The following is a 24,039-nucleotide window of genomic DNA, read 5'->3' as shown; positions in this document are numbered from 1 at the left end:
TCCATGTCCCGTCTGCGCTTCGTCGGCGTCCGTCTCGCGTCGCTGCTGGGTCTGCTGGGGGTGCTGTCCCTGGTGCTCTTCCTGCTGCAGGAGGTCTCCGGGGCCGACCCGGTCGCGGCCACGATCGGCGGCAACGCCTCCCCGGACGCCGTCGCCGCCGCGCGCGAGCGCCTCGGCCTCGACGACCCCGCCCCCCAGCGCTACCTCGCGTTCCTCGGCGGCCTGCTCACGGGTGACCTGGGCACGTCGTTCCGCACCCGCCGCCCGGTGGCCGAGGACATCATGGCCTACCTGCCCGCGACGCTGGAGCTCGTGCTGGTCGCCTTCCTCCTCGCGCTCCTGCTCGGCGTGCTCTTCGCGGTGTCGAGCATGCTGCGCTGGCCGCTGTCGGGGCTCTTCCGGGGGCTGCTGTTCGTCGGCTCGGCGGCGCCGACCTTCATGCTCGGCATCGTCGGCATCATCGTGTTCTACAAGCTGGCGGGATGGTTGCCGGCGTCCGGGCGGGGCGGTGTCACCGACGGCCTCACGGGTATGAGCGTGCTGGACAGCGTCCTCGCCGGCGACCCCGCGGCCACGGGCGACGCGCTCGCGCACGTCGTCATGCCGGCCCTCGCCCTCGCCGTCGGCCCGGCGCTGGCGGTCGGCCGCGTGCTGCGCTCGAGCCTCACCGAGACCCTGCGCTCCGACCACGTCCGGACCGCCACGGCGAAGGGCCTCACCGAGTCGCAGGTGCTGCGCGGGCACGTGCTGCGCAACTCCCTCGGCGCGTCCCTGTCGATGGGGGCCCTGCAGCTCGGGTTCATGTTCGGCGGGGTGCTGCTCGTCGAGGGCGTCTTCACCTGGGGCGGCCTCGGCTCGTACCTGTCGGCCAGCCTGCCCGTGTCCGACTTCCCCGCCGTGGCCGGCGTCACGTTCGTCCTTGGCGGCCTGTACGTTGCCGTCAACACGGCCGCCGATGTCCTGCAGTCCGTCGCCGACCCGAGGATCTCCGTCTCTTGAGCACCCCACCGCCTGCCCAGCCCGCCCAGCCTGCCCAGCCAGCCCTGCCCGCCCGCACCGCCGGCCCGCGCCGCCGTGGCGCGGCGGCCACCACCGCCGTCGTCGTCCTCGCGCTGTCCGGCTGCGCGCTCGACGCCCCGGCCGGCACGACGACCGACGACGCGACCACCCTCCGGCTCGCCGAGACCGGCGAGTACGACACCCTCAACCCCCTCGAGTACCCCCTGGGCATCACGTCGAAGCTGTACGACGGGCTCGTCGCGGTGGGGCAGGACGGGGAGCTCGAGCCCGGGCTGGCCACCGAGATGCCGGTGCCGGGCGACGACCTCACGACGTGGACGGTCACCCTCCGCGAGGGCGTCACCTTCAGCGACGGCTCGGCGTTCGACGCCGACGACGTGGTCGCGGCGTACGACGCCGTGCGCGACCCGGCCCAGGGGTCCTGGATGAGCGCGGACTACGCGATGATCGAGGAGGTCGTGGCCACCGGCCCCGCCACCGTCCGGTTCGAGCTGGCCTACCCGTACGCGGGCCTGCCGGCGCGGCTCACGCTGGGCATCCCTGCCTCCGAGGCGCTCGGCGCCACCGTGGTCGACTCGCCCCTCGCGGACGAGCCGGTGGGCACCGGCCCGTACGTGCTCGCCGAGTGGCGTCGCGGCGAGTCCCTGACGCTGGAGGCGCGCGAGGACTGGTGGGGCGGCACCCCCGAGGTCACGACCATCCACCTGGCGTTCGTCGCCGACGAGAACGCCCGCGCGCAGCGGGTCCGCTCCGGCGACGTCGACGGGGCCCAGCTCTCGCCGAGGACGGCGACGGAGCTCGACGGCGTCGCGGGTCTGGAGCTCGTGACCAACCCGTCGGGCGACTTCCGCGCGATCTCGCTGCCGCAGACGCTGCCCTTCTTCGCCGACCCGGACGTGCGGACCGCCCTCAATCTCGCCACCGACCGGCAGGCGATGGTCGACGGGATCCTCGCCGGGCACGGCGAGGCGATCGCCACGCCGTTCACCCCCGCGCAGGGCGACGCCTACGAGCAGACGGCCACGTTCGAGCACGACCCCGACGCGGCCGCGGCGCTGCTGGACGAGGCCGGGTGGACGCTCGGGGCGGACGGCACCCGCGCCAAGGACGGGGTCTCGTTCGCGTTCACGGTCATGTACTTCGCCGAGGACACGCTGCGCCGCGACGTGGCGCAGGCGTTCGCCTCCGACCTGGCCGGCCTCGGCATCGACGTCTCCCTGGAGGGCGTCGACCGCCCCTACGCCGTCACCGCGATGGACCAGAAGGCCTTCGTGCTCGGCGGGGGCGACATGCCGTACGACCCGGACGCCCAGGTCTACCGGCAACTGCACTCGGACTACGCCGTCTTCGACACCGACGACGCCTACTCCAACCCGTCCGGCTACGCCGACGACGAGGTGGACCGCCTCCTGGAGGAGGCGCGCCGCGAGCCCGACGCGGACGCCCGCGCCGCGACGTACCGGCTGCTGCAGGAGCGGCTCGTGGAGAACCCGCCCCTGGTCACCGTCTTCGCGCTCGAGCACACGTACGTCGCCCGCGGCCTCGACGCGTGGGACGGCGTGGGGCACGTGCTGGAGCCGCACGAGCACGGCGTGGCGTGGGGCCCGTGGTTCGACGTGCAGCACTGGACGCGCCGGTGACGCGGACCGTCGCCGCGCTGCGCCTGACCGGCCGGCGGCTCGGGTGGGCCGTGCCGCTCGTCGTGCTCGTGAGCCTGGCCGTGTTCGCGCTCGCCGCGGCCTCGCCCACCGACGCGGCGTCGGCGTTCCTGGGTGCCCGCGACGAGTTCACGGGCGGCGCGGCGCGCGGCGGCGTGGAGGGGCTCGTGGCGGGGACACCGTGGCTCGACGCCTGGTGGCGGTGGGTCACCGGGGCGCTCGGCGGAGACCTCGGCACCTCCACGACCGGCCGGGCGCCCGTCGCAGCGGTGGTGGCGGCGCGGCTGCCCTGGACGTTGCTGCTCATGGTCTCCGGGCTGGTCGTCGCCGTCCTCCTCGCCGTGCCGGTGGCGTTGCTGGCCGCACTGCGCCCGCACGGGGTGCTCGCCCGGCTCCTCAGCGGCGGCCTGTGGGCGCTCTCGGCCGTGCCGGCGTTCCTCGTCGCGATGGTGCTGATGAGCGTGCTGTCGCTCGGGCTCGGCTGGTTCCCGGCCGGAGGGCTGACCGACCCGGGCGCCCCGGTGACGGCCGCGCAGGTGGGCACGCACCTGGTGCTGCCGGTGCTCGCCGTCGCGGCGTCGCAGCTGCCCTGGATGGCGCTCCACCTGCACCGGGGCATGGCCGAGCACCTGCGGACCCCGTCCACCGAGGCCGCCCGGCTGCGCGGGGTCGCGGAGTGGCGGGTGCTGCTCCGCCACGTGCTGCCGACGGCGGCCGTCCCGACGCTCGCGATCGCGGGCGCGCGGCTGCCGGAGGTCGTGGCCGGGTCGGTGCTCGTCGAGGAGATCTTCTCCTGGCCCGGGCTGGGCAGCGCGCTGGTCGACGCCGCGCTCGCCCAGGACTTCACGCTGCTCGCGGCGTCGACGGTGCTGCTCGTCGTGGTGGCCGTGGTCGGCGGGCTGCTGGCCGACCTCTGCCTCGTGCGGATCGACCCGAGGACGGACGCCGATGCGCTCTGACACGCTCCCCGCCCGCCCCGTCCGTCCGTCCCGGCTGGTCCGCCCGGTGCCGTGGCACGCGCTCGCCGCCGGGGGTCTGGCCCTGCTGGTGGCCTACGCGGTGGTCGTCCCGCTGCTGCCCGTCGACATCGACCACGTCGACTACGCCACCGGCGCCACCGGCCCGTCGTGGGCACACCCGTTCGGCACCGACCTCACCGGGCGCGACCTGTTCGTGCGCTCCGCGCACGGGCTGCGCATCTCCCTGCTCGCGGCGCTCGCCGGCGCGACCAGCGCCGTGGTCGTGGGCGCCCTGGTGGGCGCCGGCTGCGCGCTGGCGGGCGGGCGCCTGGACCGCTGGGGGATGCGGGTCGTGGACGGCGTCAACGCCGTGCCGCACCTGCTGCTCGGGATCGTGGTCGCGTCCGTGCTGCGCGGGTCGTTCCTCACCATCGTGCTGGTGGTCGCCGCCACGCACTGGACCCAGACGGCCCGCCTCGTGCGCGCCGAGCTCCTGGCGGTCGGGACGTCGGACTTCTACCGCGCGGCGGTCGCGCAGGGGTTCACCCGGCGCCAGCTGCTGCGCCACCACGCGGTGCCGCGGGTCGCCGCGCAGCTCGCCGTGGCGCTGGGCCTGCTGGTCCCGCACGCCGTCTGGCACGAGTCCACGCTGACGTTCCTGGGCCTGGGGCTGCCGCCGCACGAGCCGTCGCTGGGCGTGCTCCTCGACCTGGGGCAGCAGGCGCTGCTCTCCGGGGCGTGGTGGACGCTCGCGGCCCCCGCGGGGCTGCTCGTCGCCGTCACCGTCTGTCTCTCCGGCTGCCTGGCAGGCCGGACGAAGGAGCACCATGACTGACGCCCCGCACCTCGACGTCGCGCACGACCCCGCCTCGGTCTCCGTGCGGGGTCTGACGGTCACCCACGGGGACGTGCCGGTGCTCGACGGCGTCGACCTGGACCTCGTCCCCGGCGAGGTGCACGTGCTGCTCGGACCCTCGGGCGCCGGCAAGACCACCGTGCTGTCGGCGCTGACCGGGGCGCTCCCGCGGCGGTCGCGTGCCGCCGGCACCGCCGTCCTGACGGCGGGCCGCCGACAGGTCGACCTGCTGGCCGCGTCGGCCCGCACCCACCGTCGGGCCGTGCGCGGGAGGCTGGTCGGGATCGCGCCCCAGGGGGCGGGCGCCGCGTTCACCCCGACGTCGACGATCGCCGCCCAGCTCCGTGAGGCGCAGGGGGTGGCGGCGCCGGGCCGGGCACGACTCGGCGCCGCGCACCCGCACCGCGTGACCGGCGGCGGGCAGCAGCTCGTCGATCTCGCCCACACCGCCGGCGTCGACCCGGCGTGGCTGCGCCGCTACCCGCACCAGCTCTCGGGTGGCCAGCTCGCGCGGCTGAACCTCGTCGCGGCCATGGTCAACCACCCGCCCGTGCTCCTCGTGGACGAGCCCACGTCCGGGCTCGACGACGACGCGGCGCAGACGGTCGGGCTGCTGCTGTCCGCCTACGCGCGGGCCGGGCACAGCGTGCTGGTCGTGACGCACGACCTCGCGCTGGCCCGGCGCAGCGGCAGCACCGTCACGCGCCTGGCCGCCGGGCGGGTCGTCGCCCGGGGGAGGGCGGACGAGGTCGTCGCCGGCGTGGCGCCCGCGCCGCGCGAGGCGGCCGCCCTGGACCCGGGCGCCCCCGCGCTGGCCGCGCACGCCGTGGCCGTGCGGCGGGGCGGCGCCGCCGTCCTCGGCCCCACGGACCTCGCCGTCCGACGGGGCGAGGTCGTCGGGCTCACCGGCCCGTCCGGTGTGGGCAAGTCGACCCTCGCGTCGGTGCTGGCCCAGCTCGAGGTGCCCGGCGCCGGGCACGTCGCGGTGGCGGGGGTGCGCGTCGACGGCGCGGGCCTCGACCTGCCGCCCGCGCAGCGCCGGCGGGTCGGCTGGGTGTCCCAGCACCCCCGCACCGCGGTGGACGACCGCCTGACCCTGCGCCAGGCGATCGAGCTGCCGGCGCGCCTGGCCGGGCTGCCGGTCGACGCGGTCGCGCTGGCGCGCGACGTCGGGCTGGGCCCCGGGCTGCTCGCGCGCCGCCCCCACCAGGTGTCCGGCGGCGAGCTGCAGCGCGCCTGCGTCGCGCGGGCCCTGGCCCTGCGGCCGGAGTACCTCGTCCTCGACGAGGCGACGTCCATGCTGGACGCGGGCACCGCCGCCGACCTGCTCGCCGTCGTCGACCGCGCCGCGCGGGCGGGGACGGGCGTGCTCCTCGTGAGCCACGACCTCGGTACCCTGCGGTCGCTGTGCGACCGCGTGCTCACCCTCCGCGAGGGCGCTGACGGCGCCGTGCTCGCCCCGATCGACAACGAACCCGTCCCGACCCGCGAGAAGAGCACACGATGACCACCACCGTCGCCGGATTCCACGGCACGACCGGCAACGTCGGCGTCAAGGACGGCGTCCCGGACGCCAGCCTCGTGTACGCCCCCGGAGCCACCACCTCGTCCGCCGTGTTCACGCGGTCGCGGTTCGCCGGACCCAGCGTGCGCGTGAGCCGGGAGGCCGAGACCCGCGCGCTGCGGGCGGTCGTCGTCGTGTCCGGCAACGCGAACGTCGCCACCGGCGCGCGCGGCGCCGACGACGCGCGGGAGCTCCAGGAGTGGGCGGCCCGGACGGCCGGGTGCCGCCCGGAGCAGGTGCTCGTCGCCTCGACGGGCGTCATCGGCGTGCCATACCCGATGGCGGGCATGCGCGACGGCCTGGCCGCCCTGCCCGCGGCCGGTCCGGTGGACCTCGACGCCGTCGCCCGCGCGATCATGACGACCGACACCCTCCCCAAGGTGTCCGAGCGTCGCGTCGGGGAGGCCCGCATCGTCGGGATCGCCAAGGGCGTCGGCATGATCGAGCCCGACATGGCGACCATGCTGTCGTTCGTCTACACCGACGCCGAGGTGCCCGCCGACGACCTCGACCGCGTCTTCCGCGCCGTGGTGGAGCGCACCTACAACGCCGTGAGCATCGACACCGACACGTCCACGTCGGACACGGCGGCGGTCTTCGCGTCGGGGCTGGCGGGCGCTGTCGACCTCGACGCCTTCCACGCGGCGCTCCTGGAGGTCTGCACCGACCTGGTGACCGCGATCGCGTCCGACGGCGAGGGGTCCTCCACGCTGATCCGGGTGCGCGTGACCGGTGCCCGCGACGACGCGCAGGCCAAGCGGGTGGGCAAGTCGGTGGTCAACTCGCCGCTCGTGAAGACCGCCGTGCACGGCGCCGACCCGAACTGGGGCCGCGTGGCGATGGCGGTGGGCAAGTGCGACGAGCCCGACATCCTCGAGGAGCGGGTGCGGATCGCGTTCGGTGGCATCGAGACCTTCCCCGACCTGCCCACGCCGGAGCGCCGCCGGGCCGTGGAGGAGTACCTCGGGGGCGACGACGTCCTCATCGAGGTCGACCTCGGCATCGCGTCCGGGGACTTCACGGTGTTCGGCTGCGACCTCACCGCCGGGTACGTCCGGATCAACGCCGACTACACCACCTGAGCGCCATACTGACGGCATGACGACGGCGACGAACCCGGTGGAGCGGCTGCGGCTGCGGCTGGGTGACGCGCTGTTCGAGAAGGTCGCGGGCCCGGAGGCGGAGGCCTCGCGCGACCGGATCCACCTGACCCCGGGTCCGCGATGGTTCCCGCCGGACGGCCCGGTCGGGCGGGTGCACGCGGACGCGTCCATGTTCGTCGGCGGGCTGCGGGCCCTGCTGCTGCAGTCGCTGCACCCGCTGGCGATGGCGGGCGTGGCGGGGCACTCGGGCTACCGCGGCGACCCGTGGGGCCGGCTGGAGCGGACGGCGACGTTCCTCGCGACGACGACGTTCGGCACCGCCGACGACGCGCAGGCCGCGATCGACCGGGTCCGGTCGGTGCACGACCGCGTGCGCGGCAAGGCGCCGGACGGGCGGCCCTACCGGGCGGGCGACCCGCACCTGCTGACCTGGGTGCACGCCGCGGAGGCGGACTCGTTCCTCACCGCGCACCAGCGGTTCGGGGAGCGGCCGCTCACGGCGGTCGAGGCGGACGAGTACGTGGGGCAGGTCGCGCGCGTCGCGCGGGCGCTGGGCGCCGTCGTCGTACCTGGGACGGTGGCCGAGCTGCGCGAGACGATCGAGGCGTACCGGCCGGAGCTGGAGGCGTCGCCGGCCGCGCTCGACACGGTCCGCTTCCTGCTGCGCGAACCGCCGCTGCCGCGCGCGGCCCGCCCGCCGTACGCGCTGCTCGTCGCCGGCGCGGTCTCGACCCTCCCCGCGTGGGCGCGGGACGAGCTCGACGTCGACACCTGGTTCCGTCGCTCCCTCGGCGGCCCGGCGGGCGCGCTCGCCACCCGCGCCGTGCGGTGGGGGATGGGCACCTCGGAGAAGACCCGGGCCTACCCGCGCGCAGGTGTCCCCGCGGCGACGCCCGGCTGACGCCTGCCTGTCGCCCGGCTGACGTCCGGCCGACGCCCGCGTGACGGGCCGGGAGCGCTGGTGACCTGCGGGGACAGCGCCGATGAACGTTGCCCGAACGCTTCGTCGGCGCCCCGACTCATCCGGACATCTCGGACAGGGCGGTTCCTAGAGTCGCGGCTGTGACCACCGTCGTGACCCCACGGCCGTCCGGCCTCCCGGACGCCCCGTCGGCCCGGGCGGGCACCCCGCCCGCAGGCCCACCACCCGCCGCCACCCGCACGCGCAGCCGGCTCGCCGCCCGCCGTCGTCGGAACGCCCTGCTGTGGGCGCTGCTGCTCGCGGGCCCGAACGTCGCCCTCATCCTCGTCTTCGTCTACCGCCCGCTGCTGGAGAGCCTGTACCTCTCGACGCTGCAGTGGAACCTCGGCTCTCCCGCCGCCCGCTTCGTCGGCCTCGGGAACTACGTCGAGTGGTTCACCGCGCCGACCACGGGCCGGATCGTCACCACGACGCTCGTCTTCACCGTCACGACCGTCGGCGGCGCGATGGTGCTGGGCCTGGGCCTCGCGCTGCTGCTGAACCGGCGGCTGCGGGGCCGCGGCGTCGCGCGCACGGTCGCGTTCGCCCCCTACGTGCTGAGCGGCTTCGCCGTCGGCATCCTGTGGCTGTTCATGTTCGACCCGCGCTACGGCCTGGTCCAGGAGCTGCTCGGCTGGGTCGGCCTCGACTCGCCCGCCTGGTACACGGCGCGCCCGTGGCCGCTGGTCATGGTGATCGTCGTCTACCTGTGGAAGAACCTCGGGTACGTCGCCCTCATCTACCTGGCCGGCCTCCAGGCCGTGCCGCAGGACCTGCGCGACGCCGCCGCGCTCGACGGCGCGTCCCCCGCCCGCACGCTGCGCTCGATCGTGCTGCCGCTGCTCACGCCGACCACGTTCTTCCTGCTGGTGACGATGATGCTCGCGTCGCTGCAGTCGTTCGACATCATCAAGGCGATGACCCAGGGCGGCCCCCTGGGTTCCACGACGACGCTCATGTACTCGATCTACGAGGAGAGCTTCGTGAACGGCCGCGCCGGGTACGCGTCCGCCGTCGCCACCGTCCTGTTCCTCGTGCTGCTCGCCGTCACCGCGGTGCAGATGCGGTACGTCCAGCGGAAGGTGCACTACGCATGAGCGCGGTCACGCTCGACCGGCGGATCCCCGGACGCCCGGCACGACGACGGTCGCCGCAGGTCGGCGGCTACGTGACGATGCTCTTCGCGACCGTCGTGCTCGGCCTGCCGCTGGTCTGGCTGCTCCTCGCGAGCCTCAAGACGCCCGAAGAGCTCTACCAGGTGCCGCTGCAGTGGCTGCCCGGGTCGCCGAGCCTCGACAACTACGCGCAGGCGGCGGGCGCGATCCCGCTCGGCCGGCTGCTGGCGAACAGCATCGGCCTGACCGTCGTCGGCGCGGGCCTCAAGGTCGCGCTCGGCCTGGCCTGCGCGTACACGCTGGTCTTCCTCGACTTCCCGTTCAAGAAGCTCGTGTTCGGGCTGGTCATCGCGACGCTGATGATCCCGCCGCAGATCACGATCATCCCCAACTACACGCTGGTGGCGAGCCTGGGCTGGCTCAACACCTACCAGGGCATCCTCGTGCCCGGCCTGGCCAGCGCGTTCGGCACGTTCCTGTTCCGGCAGCACTTCCTCACGCTGCCGGCGTCCATCCTCGAGGCGGCCGAGCTCGACGGCGCCGGGCACTGGCGCAAGCTGTGGAAGTTCGTCGTGCCGATGAGCACGCCGACACTCGCGGCGGTCGCGCTGGTCTCCGTCGTGACCGAGTGGAACGACTACCTCTGGCCGTTCCTCGTCGTCGACCACGCCGACAAGATGACGCTCCCCGTCGGCCTCACGCTGCTGCAGAACACCGACGGCATGTCGAACTGGGGCGTCCTGCTGGCCGCGACGGTCGTCGTGACGCTGCCCATCCTGCTCGTCTTCCTGATCCTCCAGCGACGGCTCGTCGCCGGACTGACCGCGGGCGCCGTCACGGGCTGAGCGCCCGCGACCTCCACCCCCGCACCACCCCGAACCAAGGAGCACGTGTGTCCCACCGTCCTGCCCGCCGCACCCGCACCGCCGTCGCGGCGCTCGCCGCGGTCTCGGCCCTCACCCTCACCGCCTGCGGCGGCCCGAGCGTCGGCGCCACCGCGACCGACGACGCGTCGGCCGAGGCCGTCGACTGGTCCCAGGTGGAGCCCGCCCAGGAGATCACCTGGTGGAGCAACCACCCGGGCCAGTCGCAGGAGCTCGAGCAGCAGCTCATCGACGACTTCACCGCGGAGTCCGGCATCGAGGTCGACCTCGTGACCGCCGGCGCCGACTACGACGAGGTCGCCCAGCGCTTCCAGGCCGCCTCGCAGACGGACGAGCTGCCGGACCTCGTCATCGCGTCCGACGTGTGGTGGTTCCGGTACCACCTGAACGACCAGATCATGCCCGTGGACGACGTCATGGAGTTCCTCGACGCCGACGCGGAGGACTTCCAGCCCGCCCTCTACGCGGACTACGAGTACGACGACCAGCACTGGGCGGTGCCGTACGCCCGCAGCACCCCGCTCTTCTACTACAACAAGGACCTGTGGACGAAGGCCGGCCTGCCCGACCGCGGCCCCGAGACCTGGGACGAGCTCGTCGGGTGGGACGCGAAGCTGAAGGGCGAGGTGCCGAAGGGCGGCTCGACCTTCGGCCTCTCGACCGGCCCGTCCTGGGGCGCGTGGTGGTTCGAGAACATGATCTGGGGGCAGGACGGCGCCTACTCCGACGGCTTCGACCTCACGCTCGACACCCCGGAGGCGGTCGCGGGCGGCGAGTTCGTGCGCGACCTGTTCCACGGCTCGGGCGTCGCGACGCTCTCCGCCGACGACGCGATGGCGGACTTCTCGTCCGGCCTGATCGCCTCGACGATCGGCTCGACCGGCTCGCTCAAGGGCGCGCTCGACGCCGCGTCGTTCGAGGTCGGCACGGCCTACCTGCCGGACGGCCCGAAGGGTGGCGGCACCCCGACCGGCGGCACCGGCCTCGCCATCCCGTCGTCGAAGACGCCGGAGCAGCAGCTCGCGGCGGCGATGTTCCTCGAGTTCCTCACGAACACCGAGAACACGGCGACGTTCTCCCAGGCCACGGGCTACATGCCGGTGCGCACGTCCGCCGTCGAGAGCGACGCGATGAAGCAGACCTACGAGCAGACGCCGCAGTTCCGCACCGCCGTCGACCAGCTCGCCGACAAGGCCCGCGTGCAGGACGACGTCCGCGTCTTCGTGCCGGGCGCCGACGCGCTGCTCAACGAGGCGCTGGAGCAGATCGTCATCGAGGACGCCGACCCGAAGGCGGCGTTCGAGGCCATCGCGCCGCGCATCGAGACGGCGTACACCGAGAACGTGGAGCCGTACCTGTGACGGGCACGGCAGGGCTCAGCGAGGCCGACGGCACGCTCCGGCCGCGCGTCGTCGCGCACCGCGGCAACAGCGCCGTCGCGCCGCAGAACACGCTCGCGGCGTTCGAGGCCGCCGCGCGCGCGGGGGCGGACTCGCTCGAGATCGACGTCCGTCTCACCGCGGACGGCGAGGTCGTCGTCCTGCACGACGACACCGTCGACGCGACGACCAACGGCAGCGGCAAGCTGACGGACCTCGAGCTGCGCGAGGTGCGGCTGCTCGACGCCGGGTCGTGGTTCTCGCCCGCGTACGCGGGGCAGCGGGTGCCGACGTTCGCCGAGGTGATCGACCTGCTGCGCGTCCGTCCGCGCCTGGACCTGCTGCTCGAGGTCAAGGGCGCCTGGTCGGTGCAGGAGGTGCGCCGGGTCACCGGGCCGCTGCGCGAGGCGGGCCTCGCCGCCCGCACCGTGGCGCAGAGCTTCTGGCCCGAGACGGTGGCCGCGCTGCGGGACGCCGACCCGGGTCTGCGTCGCGGCCTGCTCGTCACCGCCGCCCGCGACGACCTGGTCGAGCGCTGCCGCGAGCTCGACGTCGTCATGTGCAACCCGCAGGGCACCGTGCTGCGCGACGACCCGGGCGTCGTCGCACGGCTGCACGACGCCGGCCTCGCCACCGCCGTCTGGACGCTGAACGAGCCCGAGCACTGGGCCGCCGCCGTCGCGCTCGGCGTGGACGAGATCATCACCGACCGCCCCGACCGCCTCGCGGGGTGGCTGGCCGGCCGCGTCGGCTGATCACGAGTTGTCAGGGCGAGCGCCGCGCATACGTGGCGCTGGTTCTGACAACTCGTGGGTGGGTAGGCTGGCGCGCGCATCGAAGCGCTTCGACGGTCCACGGGGGTATCGCGGCATGGCGGGTGGTCTGGCACGGCTCACGGACGAGCTGGGCATCCTGTACGGCGGGGACTACAACCCCGAGCAGTGGGACCGCGAGGTGTGGCGGGAGGACGTCGCGCTCATGCGGGAGGCGGGGGTCAACCTCGTCACGGTCGGCGTCTTCAGCTGGTCGCACCTCGAGCCGCGCCCGGGGGAGTACCGGTTCGCCTGGCTGGACGAGGTGCTCGACCTGCTGCACGACGCCGGCATCGCCGTCGACCTCGCCACCCCCGTCGCCTCCCCGCCGCCGTGGCTGGGCCACCGGCACCCGGGGTCGCTGCCCACGACGGCCGACGGCACGGTGCTGAGCTACGGGTCGCGCAACCAGTTCTGCCCGTCCTCGGACGCCTACCGGACCGCCGCCGCGGCGATCGCCGAGCAGGTCGCCGCCCGCTACGCCCGCCACCCGGCCGTCCGGATGTGGCACGCGGGCAACGAGTACGGCCAGGTCTGCTTCTGCGACCGCTGCGCCGAGCGGTTCCGCGACTGGCTGCGCGGCCGGTACGGCACGCTCGACGACCTCAACGCCGCGTGGGCCACCGCCGTCTGGTCGCAGGAGTACGGCGACTGGGCCGAGATCTTGCCGCCGCGCGTCGCGCCGTACCACCGCAACCCGGCGCAGGAGCTCGACTTCCGCCGCTTCGGCTCCGACCTGCTGCTCGACCTCTACCGCGAGCAGAAGGCGGTCGTGCGGCGGCACGACCGCGACCGCCCCGTCACCACCAACCTCATGGGGTTCTTCGGCGGCATCGACCCGCACGACTGGCGCGCCGACCTCGACGTCGTCGCCGACGACGCCTACCCGGACCCGGCCTCGCCCGACGCCGCCGCGGACGCGGCGCTCGTCAACCACCTGGCCCGCGGGCTGGCGGGCGGCGGGTCGTGGCTGCGCATGGAGCAGGCGGCGAGCGCGGTGAGCTGGCGCGAGCACAACCTCACCAAGTCGCCCGAGCGGCTGCGCACCGAGGTGCTCCAGGCGCTCGCGCACGGCTGCGACGGCGCCCTGTTCTTCCAGTGGCGCCAGGCGCGCTCCGGCCCCGAGCGCTTCCACTCCGCGATGCTGCCGGTCGCGGGTGCCGACACGGCCGTGCACCAGGGGGTCCGGAGCCTGGGAGCCGAGCTGCGCGCCCTGCGGGGCCTCGTCGGCGAGCCCGTCCACCGCCGCGTCGCGCTCCTGTGGGACTGGACGTCCTGGTGGGCCGCCACCCAGGTCGCGCTCCCGACGGCGCGCCTCGACCCCCTCGCCACCCTGCAGGCCTGGCACCGCGAGCTGTGGCGGCTGGGCGTCGTGGCCGACGTCGTGCCCGCGGACCGCGCGGACGTCGCGCTGCACGACTACGACCTCGTGCTCGCCCCCGCCCAGTACGTGCTCGACGACGACTCCGCGGCCCGCCTCGACGCGTACGTCGCGGGCGGCGGCCACCTCGTGTGGGGCCCGTTCGGCGGGGTCGCGGACGGGCTGTCGCACCTGCACGCCGGGCGCTCGCCCGCGCCGCTGCGGCACGTGCTCGGCGTCTCCGCGGAGGAGTGGGTGCCGCTGCCCGAGGGCGGCAGCGCGGTCGCGTGGTCCGGGGCGGGGGTGGAGGGCCTCCGCGGCACGGCGGCGACCCTCGGCGAGCGCACGCGGTCCGACGGCGCGGACGTGCTCGCCACCTACGACGACGGACCCTTGGCCGGCTGCGTCGCCGTCGCCCGGCACGCCCACGGGTCGGGCCGCACCTGGTACGTCGGGACCGCGCTCGCCGGGCCCGCCGGCGGCCTCGGTGACGTGCTGCGCGCCGCGCTGGACGACGCGGGGGTGCCCCTCGGCGGGCAGGGACCCGGCGTCGAGACCGTGTGGCGCGGCGGCGTCCTCGTCGCGATCAACCACGCCGACCGGTCGACGACGCTCGATCTCGCCGCGGCCCGGGCGGTGGGCCCCGCCGCCGTGCCCACCGCCGTGCTCACCGACCTGCTCACCGGCGCGCGGCACGACGGTTCCGCGACCCTCCCGCTCGCGCCGTACGACGTCGTCGTCCTCTCCACCGGCCGGGCGTGAAAGGTTCATCCGAGAAGATGTCACCTCCCGGAAACGCTGTTTGATCCCACGGAAACCGTCGCTCCCTACCGTCGTCCCGACGCGCCGTCCAGGCGCCCGGTGACGGAAGGGGACGACCGATGTCCGACGCATCACCCAGCACCACCGAGAGGCACCCGGTCGACCAGGTGCCACGGTTCGCGCGGCTGTTCCCGCTCGGGCTGCAGCACGTGCTCGCGATGTACGCCGGGGCGGTGGCGGTGCCGCTCATCGTGGGCGGCGCGCTCGGCTACTCCGCCCAGGACCTGGCGTTCCTCATCAGCGCCGACCTGTTCGTCGCGGGGATCGCGTCGATCATCCAGTCCCTCGGGTTCTGGCGGTTCGGGGTGCGGCTGCCGCTCATGCAGGGCGTGACGTTCGCCGCCGTCGGCCCGATGATCACCATCGGCACCACCTACGACATCACCGCCGTCTTCGGTGCCACCATCGCGTGCGGCCTCTTCATGATCCTCGTCGCACCGTTCTTCTCGGCGCTGCTGCGGTTCTTCCCGCCGATCGTCACGGGCACGGTCATCCTCATCATCGGCGTCTCGCTCATGGACGTCGCCGCCGGCTGGATCACGAACAACGGCGAGACGGCCGCGCCGTCCGACCTGGCGCTCGCGGCCGGGACGCTGCTGTTCATCGTGCTGGTCGAGCGGTTCGCGCCACCCGCGCTCGCGCGCCTCTCGGTGCTGCTGGGCCTCGCCCTCGGCACGCTCGCCGCGCTGCCGATGGGCAAGGTCGACTGGTCAGGCGTGGGCGAGGCTGGCTGGTTCGCCGTCGTGACGCCGTTCCACTTCGGCCTCCCGACGTTCCCGCTGGCCGCGGTCGTGTCGATGCTGGTCGTGGGGCTGGTGATCATGACCGAGACCACGGGCGACATGATCGCCGTCGGCGAGATCACCGGGCGTCCGGTGACCAAGCAGCGGCTCGGCGACGGGCTGCGCGCCGACGGGCTGTCCACCATGATCGGCGGCCTGTTCAACACCTTCCCGTACACCGCGTTCGCGCAGAACGTGGGCCTCGTCAGCCTCACGGGGGTCGCGTCGCGCTACGTCGCGACGATGGCCGGCGGCATCCTCGTCGTCCTGGGCCTGGTGCCCAAGGTCGGCGCGGTGGTCGAGGGCGTGCCCAGCGCCGTGCTCGGCGGCGCGGGGATCGCGCTGTTCGGCATGGTCGCGGCGTCCGGCATCCGGTCGCTCACCAAGGTGACGTTCACCAGCAAGAACATCCTCGTGGTCGCGGTGTCCCTCGGGGTCGCCATGCTGCCCACCGTGCGCCCGGAGATCTACGCGGAGTTCCCCACGTGGTTCCAGCTGATCTTCGACTCCGGCATCAGCGCCGGCGCGATCAGCGCCATCCTGCTCAACCTGCTGCTCAACGGCGACCAGCTCCGGCGGTCGCCGGACCCGGCGCCCGACCCGGTGCCCGATCCGGCGCCCGACGCCGAGCTGGAGCCGGCCGCGGCTCAGGCCCCGACGTCGCCGTCCACGTAGAACCAGCGGCCGTCCTCGCGGACGAACCGGCTCACCTCGTGCAGGCGGCCGCGCTCACCCGTGGCCGCCTGCACGTACTGCGCGACGAACTCCACCTCGCCGCCGTCGTCGAACGGGCCCCCGGCGTGGGTGGCGAGCACGACGAGGCGCCGCCACCGCTGGTCGTCGTCGAGCTCCAGCGACGGCGGGCGCGTGCGCGGGTGCCACGTGGCGCGCAGGTAGGCGGCGTCACCGACGGCGAACGCGGTGTAGCGCGAGCGCATCAACGCCTCCGCGGTGGGGGCGGGCCGGTCGCCGCGCAGCAGCGGCCCGCAGCACGCGCCGTAGGTGTCGCCGGAGCCGCAGGGGCAGCGGTCGTCGTCGAGCACGGGTCCTCCTGGGGGTCGGTGCGTCGGGTCGGGTGCGTCGGGTCAGTGCGCGCCGGGCAGGCGCGGGTTGAACCGCTCCTCGCCGAGGGCGACGAGCAGCGCCAGCAGCACGACGACGGCGCTCGCGAGCGGCACGACGCGCACGTCGACGGCGGCGACCAGCGCCGCACCCAGCCCGGAACCGGCCGCGATGCCCACGTTGAACATGGACGAGGAGATGGCCACCCCCATGTTGGTCGAACCAGGGGCGACGAGCATCACGCGGTGCGACAGGGCGGGTGGCACGCAGGAGAACGAGAACCCGAAGAGCGCCAGGGACGCGACGGCGGCGACCGGCTGCTCGCCGAACACCCACAGGCCCAGCAGGGCCGCGGTGAGCACGGCGAGCGCCACCAGCAGCACCGCCACGGGTCGGGCGTCGATGAACCGGCCCACGACGATCGTGCCGATCACGCCGGCCGCGCCCTGCAGGAGCAGCAGCCGGGCCATGTCCGACTGCGCGAAGCCGGTGACCTCGATGAAGTACTGCGTGACGAACGTGATGACGCCGAACGCGCCGGTCAGCACCAGGCCGGTCGTGACCATCTGGAACCCGAACCGGCGCCGGCTGGGGTGCGGCGCCCGGCTGGCGCCGCCCTCGGACGGCGCCATCGTGGGGAACAGCGCCAGCACGACGAACGTCACCACGAGCGACAGGACCGCGACGGCGGCGAACGTCCACCGCCATGAGGTGTGCTCGCCGAGCCACGTCCCCGCCGGCACGCCGAGCACGGGAGCGAGCGAGTTGCCGAGGGCGAGGCGCGTCATCACCCTGCCGCGCACCACGGGCCGGAACAGCCCGGTCGTCGCGGGCACCACGGCCGCCCAGAACAGGGCCTGCGCCGTCGCCGTCACGAGGCGGGCGGCCAGCAGCTGCTCGTAGCTGGGGGCGAGCGCGGCCCACAGCGTCGCGACGGCGGCCACGCCCGCGCACGCGGACAGCACCCACCGGCGCGGCACGCGTCGCGCCCAGTGCGCCAGCGGCACCGTCGTGACCAGCACCACCAGCGCGTACGCCGTGACGAGCAGGCCGATCTCGGACGTCGACCGGCCCAGGTCGGGGGCCATGAGCGTGAGCAGTCCGGACGGCAGCGACTCGACGGTGACGAACAGGAACGTCGACAGCGCCATCGCGACCAGGATGATCGTGGCGCGACGCTCGTCGACAGGGGGCGTGATGGCGGACGCCGGCGCGTGGGGAAGGTTCTCGGTCATGGGGATCGAGACGATCGTAGGCGCGAGTCGTCAGGACCAGGAGCATGAATACCGTGACCTGGTCCTGACAGCTCGCGCGGGTGGGGTTGCGGTGGGCGGCGGCGTTCCGGATTCTCGGAGGGTGCCCACGCTGGCGGAGCTGCTGACCGACGTCGCCGGGGAGCTCTACGCCCTCGAGCCGGCGGCGTTCGTCCCCGCGCGCGACGCGCGCGCCGCCGCCCTGCGCGCCGACGGCGAGGACGAGGCGGCCGACCGGGTGAAGCGGCTGCGCAAGCCGTCGACGGCGGCCTGGGTGGTCAACCTCCTCGCGCGCGCCGACGCCGCGCAGGTGGAGCAGGTGGTCGAGCTCGGCGCCGCGTTCCGCGAGGCGCAGGACGACCTCGACGGCAAGCGCCTGCGCGAGCTCACGCGCCAGCGGCGGCTGCTCGTCGCCGCGGTCGCCGCGCGGGCGCGATCGCTCGCCGTCGAGACCGGAGCGTCCGTCTCGGGCGCGGTCCTGGCGCAGGTGGAGGCCACGCTCACCGCCGCGATGATCGACGCCGACGCCGGCCGCGCCGTCCGCGGCGGGTTGCTGGTCGGGCCGCTGCAGGCCACCGGCATCGGGCGGGCCGACGTCGCGTCCGCCGTCGCCGTCCCCGACGCGCTCGGCATCGCGCCCGTCGACGACGACGGCGCGCCGTCGCGGCACCTGCACGCGGTGCCCGACCTCCCGGGCGGGGCGCGCGCCGGCCGCCGGCGACGGGGCCCGTCGAGGAAGGACGACGACGCGGCCGCCGAGGAGCAGGCCGCGCAGGAGGCGGCCCGGCAGCAGGCGGAGCAGGAGCTCGCCGACGCGGAGGACGACGTCGCCGCCGCGCGCGACGCCGGCAGCGCGGCGGCCGCGGAGGTGGGCCGCATCGAGGGCGTCGCGCACCGCACCGACGCCGAGCGCGACGCCGTCCGTCGTCGCCTCGCCGAGCTGGACGACGAGGCCGCGGCCGTCGACGCCGAGCTGCGCGGCGCCGTCGTCGCCCGCCAGCGCGCCGAGCGCACCCTGGCCGACGCCACCCGCCGCCGCGACGAGGCCGCCGCCCGCCTCGCCGAGGTAGTCCCGCAGACGCCGAGGTAGTTCGGACCCTGCCGAGGTAGTACCGAACCTGCCGAGGTAGTACCACCTCGGCGTCCGGCGGACGGCGGAGGCGACGACGGCGGATCTCCGTCGCCCGACGGATCCGCCCGGGCGGCCCGCCCTGCGAGGGTGGGTGCACCGACACCGAGGACGAAGGAGACACCATGCGCCGCCGCATGCGCACGCCCCTGACCGTCACGACCGCCGCCGCGCTCGCACTGGGCCTCGGCGCGCTGCCCGCGGGGGCGGACGAGCCGCCGGGCCCTTCGCCGTCGGCGGCTCTCGACGAGGACCGCTCGTCCGTCGCGCAGGCGGTGGCCGACGCCGTCGCGCAGGCGGAGCGCCAGGCTCGCGCGAGGACGTTCAGCGCGCCGAGCGAGGCGTCGGGACGGGCCGACGCCGTGACCGACGCTCTCGACCAGGCGCTCGCGGACACGGCGGCGGGCGTCCCGATCGGCGTCGTCGGCCGGGTCGACGCCCCGGGCCTGCACTGGAGCGGCGCGGACGGCACGCGCCGCCTGGACGGGCACGGGCCGGCGCGGTCGCAGGACCGGTTCCGCGCGGCGAGCAACACCAAGATGATGGTCTCGACGCTCGTGCTCCAGGAGGTCGAGCAGGGCACGTGGTCGCTCGACACCCCGGTGGTCGACGTCGTGCCCGAGGCGGCCGTCGTCGTCCCCGACGCGTACGAGGACGACGTGACGCTGGAGCTGCTGCTCACCCACCGCTCGGGCCTGCCGGACCACCTCGCCGCGCTCACCGCGAGCCGGATGACCGACCCGGAGGACTACGACGAGTTCTTCGACGTCCTCGGCGAGGAGTACACGACGGCGGACCACCTCGCCGCGATGGACGACCAGCCGTGGCTGTTCGAGCCCGGCACCGACGCCTCGTACTCCAACGCCGGCTACGTGCTGCTGGGCCTCGCGCTGGAGCACGCCACCGGGCAGGACGTCGAGCGCCTGCTGGAGAAGCGCGTCTTCAAGCCCGCCGGGATGCGGCACTCCGCGTACCCCGACGACCCGGGCTACCGGGGCCCGTTCCTGCGCGAGGCCGCGTACACGGGCGACCTCGGCGCCGGCTGGTACGGCCTCGACGGCTTCGACCCCAGCCTGTTCGGCTCGGCCGGCGCCGTCACCAGCACCACGGAGGACCTGCAGCGGTTCACCGAGGCGCTGGTGACGGGCGACCTGCTTGAGCCGGAGACCGTGACGGACGTCCTCACGCCGCGCACCGTCGACAGCCAGGTGCTGCCCGACTACGGGCTCGGCGTGTACCGCCTGCCCGACCCGTGCGAGGAGGGTGCGTGGCTGTACGGGCACGACGGCGCGTCGTTCGGCACGCTCAGCATCACGCTGACCTCGCCGGACGCCGAGCGCCAGGTCACCGTGGCCCTGACCGGCCGCGACCTGACGTCGCTGGAGTCCGACCTCGGCACCGCCCTGGTGCCCGCGCTGCTCGCCACCTGCTGACCCGCCGTACGACGTCGGTCAGTCGGCGGCGAGCTCGGCCGCGACGGGCGCGAGCAGGCGCCCGTCGTGGTCGAACATCGCCTGGTTCTCCCACGCGTTGCCGGACGCCGGGTCCTCCGGGTCCCAGCCGTTGCCCTCGACGGCCGTCCAGGCCGGCTCCCAGTAGACGGCGCCGAGGCCGCGACCGCCGGGGGCGGCGGCGACCGTGTCCTGCACGGCGCGGAACGCCGCCGCCTGGCCCTCGGGCGTGGCGGGGTAGCCGTCGACGAGCTGGTCCTCGGACGCGATGACGTTCTCCCAGGCCGGGTCGTCGTCCTCGAGCGTGAACGGGTACGCCGTCTCGACCACCATGACGTCGCGGTCGTAGCGCGCGGACAGGGTGCTGACGGCCCCCTGCAGGTCGGCGAGCGACCCGTGCCAGTAGCCGTAGTAGCTCAGCCCGACGACGTCGAACGGGACGTCGCGCGCGGTGACCTCGTCGAACCACCAGGTGAGCGAGTCGACGCCGTTGTTGATGTTCGTCAGGTGCAGGATCGTCCGCGTCGACGGCGAGACGGCCTTCACCGCGTCGTGGCCGGCGGTGAGGAAGCCGGCGAGGGCGTCCCACTGCGCGTCGGCGACGCCGTCGTCGGGGTCGACGTCCCACGTCTGGCCGTACGGCCACAGCATGCCGGGGTTGATCTCGTTGCCCACCTGCGCGTACGCGACGTCGACGCCCGCGTCGACGAGGGCGGCCATCACCTCGCGGGTGTGCGCGGCGAGCCGGTCGGTCATCGCGGCGACGCTCGACCCCGCCCACGCGGCCGGCACGCCCTGCGCCCCCGGGTCGGTCCACCGGTCGGAGTAGTGGAAGTCGACCATGACGTCCATGCCGGCGGCCTGGATCCGTCGCGCCGTCTCGACGACGTGCGTCACCTCGTTGTAGCCGTCGGCCGGGTCGACCCACACCTTGAGGCGGCCGAGGTTCATGCCGTGGTCGGCGAGGATCTCGACCGGGTCGCCGGGCGTGCCGTCGACGTCGGCGTACGCGGCGCCGTGGTCCTCGTTCTTCGCCAGGCCGGAGAGGTCGCCGCCGCGCACGTCGCGCGTCACCCGGCCGCGCTCGACGGCGACGTCGTCGACGCCCGCCCACGCGCCGCCCGCGTCGTCCGACGTCGCGACGGCGAGCGTGCAGTCGCCGCCGCGGCTCTTCGCGGAGACGGCGACGCGCACCCACGCGTCGTCCTGCAGCGACTGCGGCAGGGTGACCGTGCCGGACGTGCCGCCCGCGCAGGTCAGGGACAGCGTCGAGGTGTCCAGCCCGCCGGACTTCACCCAGGCGCTCGCCGTCCACCAGCCCGTCCCCAGGCGGCCGAGGCGCTGGGACGTCGTGACCTCGTAGGGCGTGTCCGACCAGTGCGTCAGCCGGTCGCCGGTGCGGCCGCCGGCCTCCGTCGTCGCGGCGGAGGCGTCGCCGGTGACGGTCCAGCCGTCCAGGCCGGAGAACCCTGCGTTCGTGGGCTCGACGGCGGACCGGCCGCCGGGCGCGGCCCCCGCCGGCGAGGCGAGGGCGGCCGCGAGGGCGGCGGAGAGGGCGGCGGCGAGCAGGCTCGTGGCGATCGTGCGGGTGCGGTGCGACATCATCGTCCTTTCGCGTCGGGCGAGCCGTCAGGGTCAGCGCCCGGTATGCCGGGCGCGTGCCCTGACAGCTCCTGTGGGCCCCGATCTGTCAGGACGAGCGCGGGGTATGCCCCGCGCTCGCCCTGACAGGTCGCGGGTCAGTGCGGGACGGGCGTGCGCAGCACGCGCGCCCCGCCGGCGGGGACGACGACGAAGCCTGCGACGCCCTCCCCGGTGAGCAGGTCGGTGGAGCCCGGCGCGACGTCGGGCAGCTTGGCGTCGGCGTCGGCGTGGTTGAGCGCGACGGTGAACACGGCTCCGTCCCCGTGCCTGCGCACGACCTCGAGCTCCGCGGGCAGGCCGGCGGGCGCGAGCCCCGCGTCGTCGTACACCCGCGCCATGAGGGGCGCGAGGGCGTCGACGTCCAGCCGCGTCGAGACGTACCAGCCGGTCCCCGCGCCGAGGGAGTTCCGCGTGACCGCCGCGGCGCCGGGCCGAGGGCCGCCGTCGTACGTGGCGACGACGTCCGCGTCGTCGAGCGCGAGGTCGTCGGCCCACACGTCGCCGGTCAGCGCGCCGTCGGACAGGCCGACGACGCCGAGCGTCTCGCCCTCCCGCAGCGGCAGGAACTCCTCGACGGTGAGGCCGAGCGCGCGGCGCAGCGGCGCGCCGTAGCCGCCTTCGTGCACGCGGTCGTGCTCGTCCACGACGGCGCTGAAGTAGCTGACCAGCAGCGTGCCGCCGCCCTCGACGTACCGGGCGAGGTTGTCGGCCGCGGCCGCCGTGAGCAGGTACGACGCCGGTGCGACGACGAGGCGGTAGCCGGACAGGTCCTGCTCCGGGTGCGCCATGTCGACGGTGAGCCCGTCGCGCCACAGCCGGTCGTAGAACGCCTCGGTGCGCTCGCGGTGCGACGCGTCGACGCTGGGGCGCCACTCGAGGTCCTGCGCCCAGTGCGACTCGTAGTCCCACAGCAGCGCGACGTCGGCGCGCACGCGAGACCCGCGCACCTCGCCGAGGCGGCCGAGCTCGGCGCCGAGCGCGCACACCTCGCGGAACACGCGGCTGCCCGTGCCGGCGTGGGGGAGCATCGCCGAGTGGAACTTCTCCGCGCCGCTGCGCGAGGCCCGCCACTGGAAGAACAGGATCCCGTCGGCGCCGCGGCCCAGGTGCGACAGGGCGTTGCGCCGCTCCTCGCCGGGCCGCTTGGCCACGTTGCGGGGCTGCCAGTTCACGGCCGAGCTGGAGTGCTCCAGGAGCAGCCAGGGCTTGCCGCCCGCGACCGACCGGGTGAGGTCGGCGGCCATCGCCAGACCGACGTGGCCGCGTGGGTCCGCGGCGGTGAGGTAGTGGTCGTCGGAGACGACGTCGACCTCGCGGCCCCAGGCCCACAGGTCGGTCGAGGGGCACGCCGTCGCCATGAAGTTGGTGGTGACCGGGACGTCGGAGTGCGCGCGGATCGCGTCGCGCTCGGCCACGAAGCACTCGCGCAGCATCGCGTCGGTGAACCGTGCGTAGTCGAGGCGCATCGCCGGGTTCGCGACGGTCGGCGTGGCCGACGGGGCGACGACGTGCTCCCACTCGCCGTACACCTGGCCCCAGAAGCGCGTGCCCCAGGCGGTGTTGAGCGCCTCCAGCGTGCCGTACCGGGCGCGCAGCCACAGGCGCCAGGCGCGCTGCGCGTGGTCGGAGTAGTCGTCGGAGACGGGTGCGCCGTACTCGTTGTGCACGTGCCACAGCACGACGGCGGGGTGGGAGGCGTAGCGCTCCGCCAGCGCGCCGGCGATCCGGGTGGCGGCGCGACGGTAGGCGGGCGACGACGGCGCGGCGGCGCCGCGCGAGCCGAACTCCAGCACGGTGCCGTCGCGCGTCACGACGCGCGAGTCCGGGTAGGTGCGGAAGAACCATGCCGGCGGCGACGCGGTCGGGGTGCCGAGGTCCACGCGGATGCCGCCGGAGTGCAGCAGGTCGAGCAGCCGGTCGAGCCAGCCGAAGTCGTACTCGCCCTCGCGCGGCTCCAGCAGCGCCCAGCTCCAGATCCCGACGCTCACCAGGGTGACGCCGGCCTCCTGCATGAGGGCGACGTCCTGCGCCCACACCTCCTCCGGCCACTGCTCCGGGTTGTAGTCGCCGCCGTAGGAGATCTCGTCGATGCCCGGCAGCCAGCCGTCGAAGTCCGGGCCGGGGCGGAGAGGCGTGGTCCGGGTGGGGGCGCCGCCCGGCAGCTCGAGGGGCGTGGCGTCGGGCATGGGAGAGGCTCCTCGCGTCGGTGCTGTGCTCGGCTTTCT

Annotated in this window: 19 protein-coding genes; 15 read left to right on the top strand and 4 right to left on the bottom strand. The window is 74.8% G+C overall.

Annotated features, from left to right (window positions below; all coding sequences use genetic code 11):
- The first annotated feature begins 3 nt into the window (after nucleotides 1-3).
- From ACFQ80_RS06845 to ACFQ80_RS06785, 13 genes are all read left to right on the top strand, one after another.
- Nucleotides 4-999, top strand: a complete 996-nt coding sequence (locus ACFQ80_RS06845; protein ID WP_430563088.1) for an ABC transporter permease — start codon at nucleotides 4-6, stop codon at nucleotides 997-999.
- The gene (locus ACFQ80_RS06840) at nucleotides 996-2,660 is read left to right on the top strand and encodes an ABC transporter substrate-binding protein (protein WP_430563087.1); all 1,665 of its coding nucleotides are present in this window, start codon (nucleotides 996-998) and stop codon (nucleotides 2,658-2,660) included. The genes ACFQ80_RS06845 and ACFQ80_RS06840 overlap by 4 nt, the downstream gene beginning before the upstream one ends.
- Nucleotides 2,657-3,637, top strand: a complete 981-nt coding sequence (locus tag ACFQ80_RS06835) for an ABC transporter permease (protein WP_430563086.1) — start codon at nucleotides 2,657-2,659, stop codon at nucleotides 3,635-3,637. The genes ACFQ80_RS06840 and ACFQ80_RS06835 overlap by 4 nt, the downstream gene beginning before the upstream one ends.
- On the top strand, nucleotides 3,627-4,472 hold the full coding sequence (locus ACFQ80_RS06830; RefSeq protein WP_430563085.1) for an ABC transporter permease: 846 nt from the start codon (nucleotides 3,627-3,629) through the stop codon (nucleotides 4,470-4,472). The genes ACFQ80_RS06835 and ACFQ80_RS06830 overlap by 11 nt, the downstream gene beginning before the upstream one ends.
- Entirely contained in the window at nucleotides 4,465-6,000 is a 1,536-nt protein-coding gene (locus tag ACFQ80_RS06825) for an ABC transporter ATP-binding protein (protein ID WP_430563084.1), read from the top strand. Before ACFQ80_RS06830 ends, ACFQ80_RS06825 begins: the two co-directional genes overlap by 8 nt.
- Nucleotides 5,997-7,139: a bifunctional glutamate N-acetyltransferase/amino-acid acetyltransferase ArgJ gene (gene argJ / locus ACFQ80_RS06820; RefSeq protein WP_430550982.1), complete on the top strand. Its 1,143-nt coding sequence runs from the start codon at nucleotides 5,997-5,999 to the stop codon at nucleotides 7,137-7,139. Before ACFQ80_RS06825 ends, argJ begins: the two co-directional genes overlap by 4 nt.
- A 16-nt stretch (nucleotides 7,140-7,155) precedes the next feature.
- Nucleotides 7,156-8,061 carry an oxygenase MpaB family protein gene (locus ACFQ80_RS06815; RefSeq protein ID WP_430563083.1) on the top strand — a complete coding sequence of 302 codons (906 nt, stop codon included), beginning with the start codon at nucleotides 7,156-7,158 and terminating at the stop codon, nucleotides 8,059-8,061.
- Between the two features lie 161 nt (nucleotides 8,062-8,222).
- Nucleotides 8,223-9,218, top strand: a complete 996-nt coding sequence (locus ACFQ80_RS06810) for a carbohydrate ABC transporter permease (protein ID WP_430563082.1) — start codon at nucleotides 8,223-8,225, stop codon at nucleotides 9,216-9,218.
- On the top strand, nucleotides 9,215-10,081 hold the full coding sequence (locus tag ACFQ80_RS06805) for a carbohydrate ABC transporter permease (RefSeq protein WP_430563081.1): 867 nt from the start codon (nucleotides 9,215-9,217) through the stop codon (nucleotides 10,079-10,081). Before ACFQ80_RS06810 ends, ACFQ80_RS06805 begins: the two co-directional genes overlap by 4 nt.
- A gap of 47 nt (nucleotides 10,082-10,128) precedes the next feature.
- On the top strand, nucleotides 10,129-11,481 hold the full coding sequence (locus ACFQ80_RS06800) for an ABC transporter substrate-binding protein (RefSeq protein WP_430550986.1): 1,353 nt from the start codon (nucleotides 10,129-10,131) through the stop codon (nucleotides 11,479-11,481).
- Nucleotides 11,478-12,254 (top strand): glycerophosphodiester phosphodiesterase, encoded by a 777-nt coding sequence (locus ACFQ80_RS06795; RefSeq protein ID WP_430563080.1) that lies wholly within the window; start codon nucleotides 11,478-11,480, stop codon nucleotides 12,252-12,254. Before ACFQ80_RS06800 ends, ACFQ80_RS06795 begins: the two co-directional genes overlap by 4 nt.
- 115 nt (nucleotides 12,255-12,369) lie before the next feature.
- Nucleotides 12,370-14,433: a beta-galactosidase gene (locus tag ACFQ80_RS06790; RefSeq protein ID WP_430563079.1), complete on the top strand. Its 2,064-nt coding sequence runs from the start codon at nucleotides 12,370-12,372 to the stop codon at nucleotides 14,431-14,433.
- Between the two features lie 119 nt (nucleotides 14,434-14,552).
- Nucleotides 14,553-15,950 carry a nucleobase:cation symporter-2 family protein gene (locus ACFQ80_RS06785; RefSeq protein ID WP_430563078.1) on the top strand — a complete coding sequence of 466 codons (1,398 nt, stop codon included), beginning with the start codon at nucleotides 14,553-14,555 and terminating at the stop codon, nucleotides 15,948-15,950.
- Here the strand turns inward: ACFQ80_RS06785 and ACFQ80_RS06780 are convergent.
- Entirely contained in the window at nucleotides 15,923-16,318 is a 396-nt protein-coding gene (locus ACFQ80_RS06780; protein ID WP_430563077.1) for a YchJ family protein, read from the bottom strand. The genes ACFQ80_RS06785 and ACFQ80_RS06780 overlap by 28 nt on opposite strands.
- A 42-nt stretch (nucleotides 16,319-16,360) precedes the next feature.
- The gene (locus ACFQ80_RS06775; protein WP_430563076.1) at nucleotides 16,361-17,572 is read right to left on the bottom strand and encodes an MFS transporter; all 1,212 of its coding nucleotides are present in this window, start codon (nucleotides 17,570-17,572) and stop codon (nucleotides 16,361-16,363) included.
- A gap of 121 nt (nucleotides 17,573-17,693) precedes the next feature.
- Here ACFQ80_RS06775 and ACFQ80_RS06770 point away from each other — a divergent pair, with 121 nt between their 5' ends.
- Together ACFQ80_RS06770 and ACFQ80_RS06765 are read left to right on the top strand one after the other, a co-directional pair.
- Nucleotides 17,694-18,680, top strand: a complete 987-nt coding sequence (locus tag ACFQ80_RS06770; protein ID WP_430563075.1) for a hypothetical protein — start codon at nucleotides 17,694-17,696, stop codon at nucleotides 18,678-18,680.
- Nucleotides 18,681-18,844: 164 nt separating this feature from the next.
- Entirely contained in the window at nucleotides 18,845-20,152 is a 1,308-nt protein-coding gene (locus tag ACFQ80_RS06765) for a serine hydrolase domain-containing protein (protein WP_430563074.1), read from the top strand.
- Nucleotides 20,153-20,170: 18 nt separating this feature from the next.
- Here the strand turns inward: ACFQ80_RS06765 and ACFQ80_RS06760 are convergent, their stop codons facing one another.
- Together ACFQ80_RS06760 and ACFQ80_RS06755 are read right to left on the bottom strand one after the other, a co-directional pair.
- A complete protein-coding gene (locus tag ACFQ80_RS06760; protein ID WP_430563073.1) occupies nucleotides 20,171-21,772 on the bottom strand; it encodes an arabinogalactan endo-beta-1,4-galactanase in 1,602 nt (533 codons plus the stop codon).
- Between the two features lie 137 nt (nucleotides 21,773-21,909).
- Nucleotides 21,910-24,000 carry a beta-galactosidase gene (locus ACFQ80_RS06755; RefSeq protein ID WP_430563072.1) on the bottom strand — a complete coding sequence of 697 codons (2,091 nt, stop codon included), beginning with the start codon at nucleotides 23,998-24,000 and terminating at the stop codon, nucleotides 21,910-21,912.
- Nucleotides 24,001-24,039 lie beyond the last annotated feature (39 nt).

Source organism: Isoptericola sp. NPDC056578 (genome assembly GCF_042793275.1).
Taxonomy (GTDB): Bacteria; Actinomycetota; Actinomycetes; order Actinomycetales; family Cellulomonadaceae; genus Isoptericola.
This window is presented reverse-complemented; position numbering and strand designations above follow the sequence as displayed.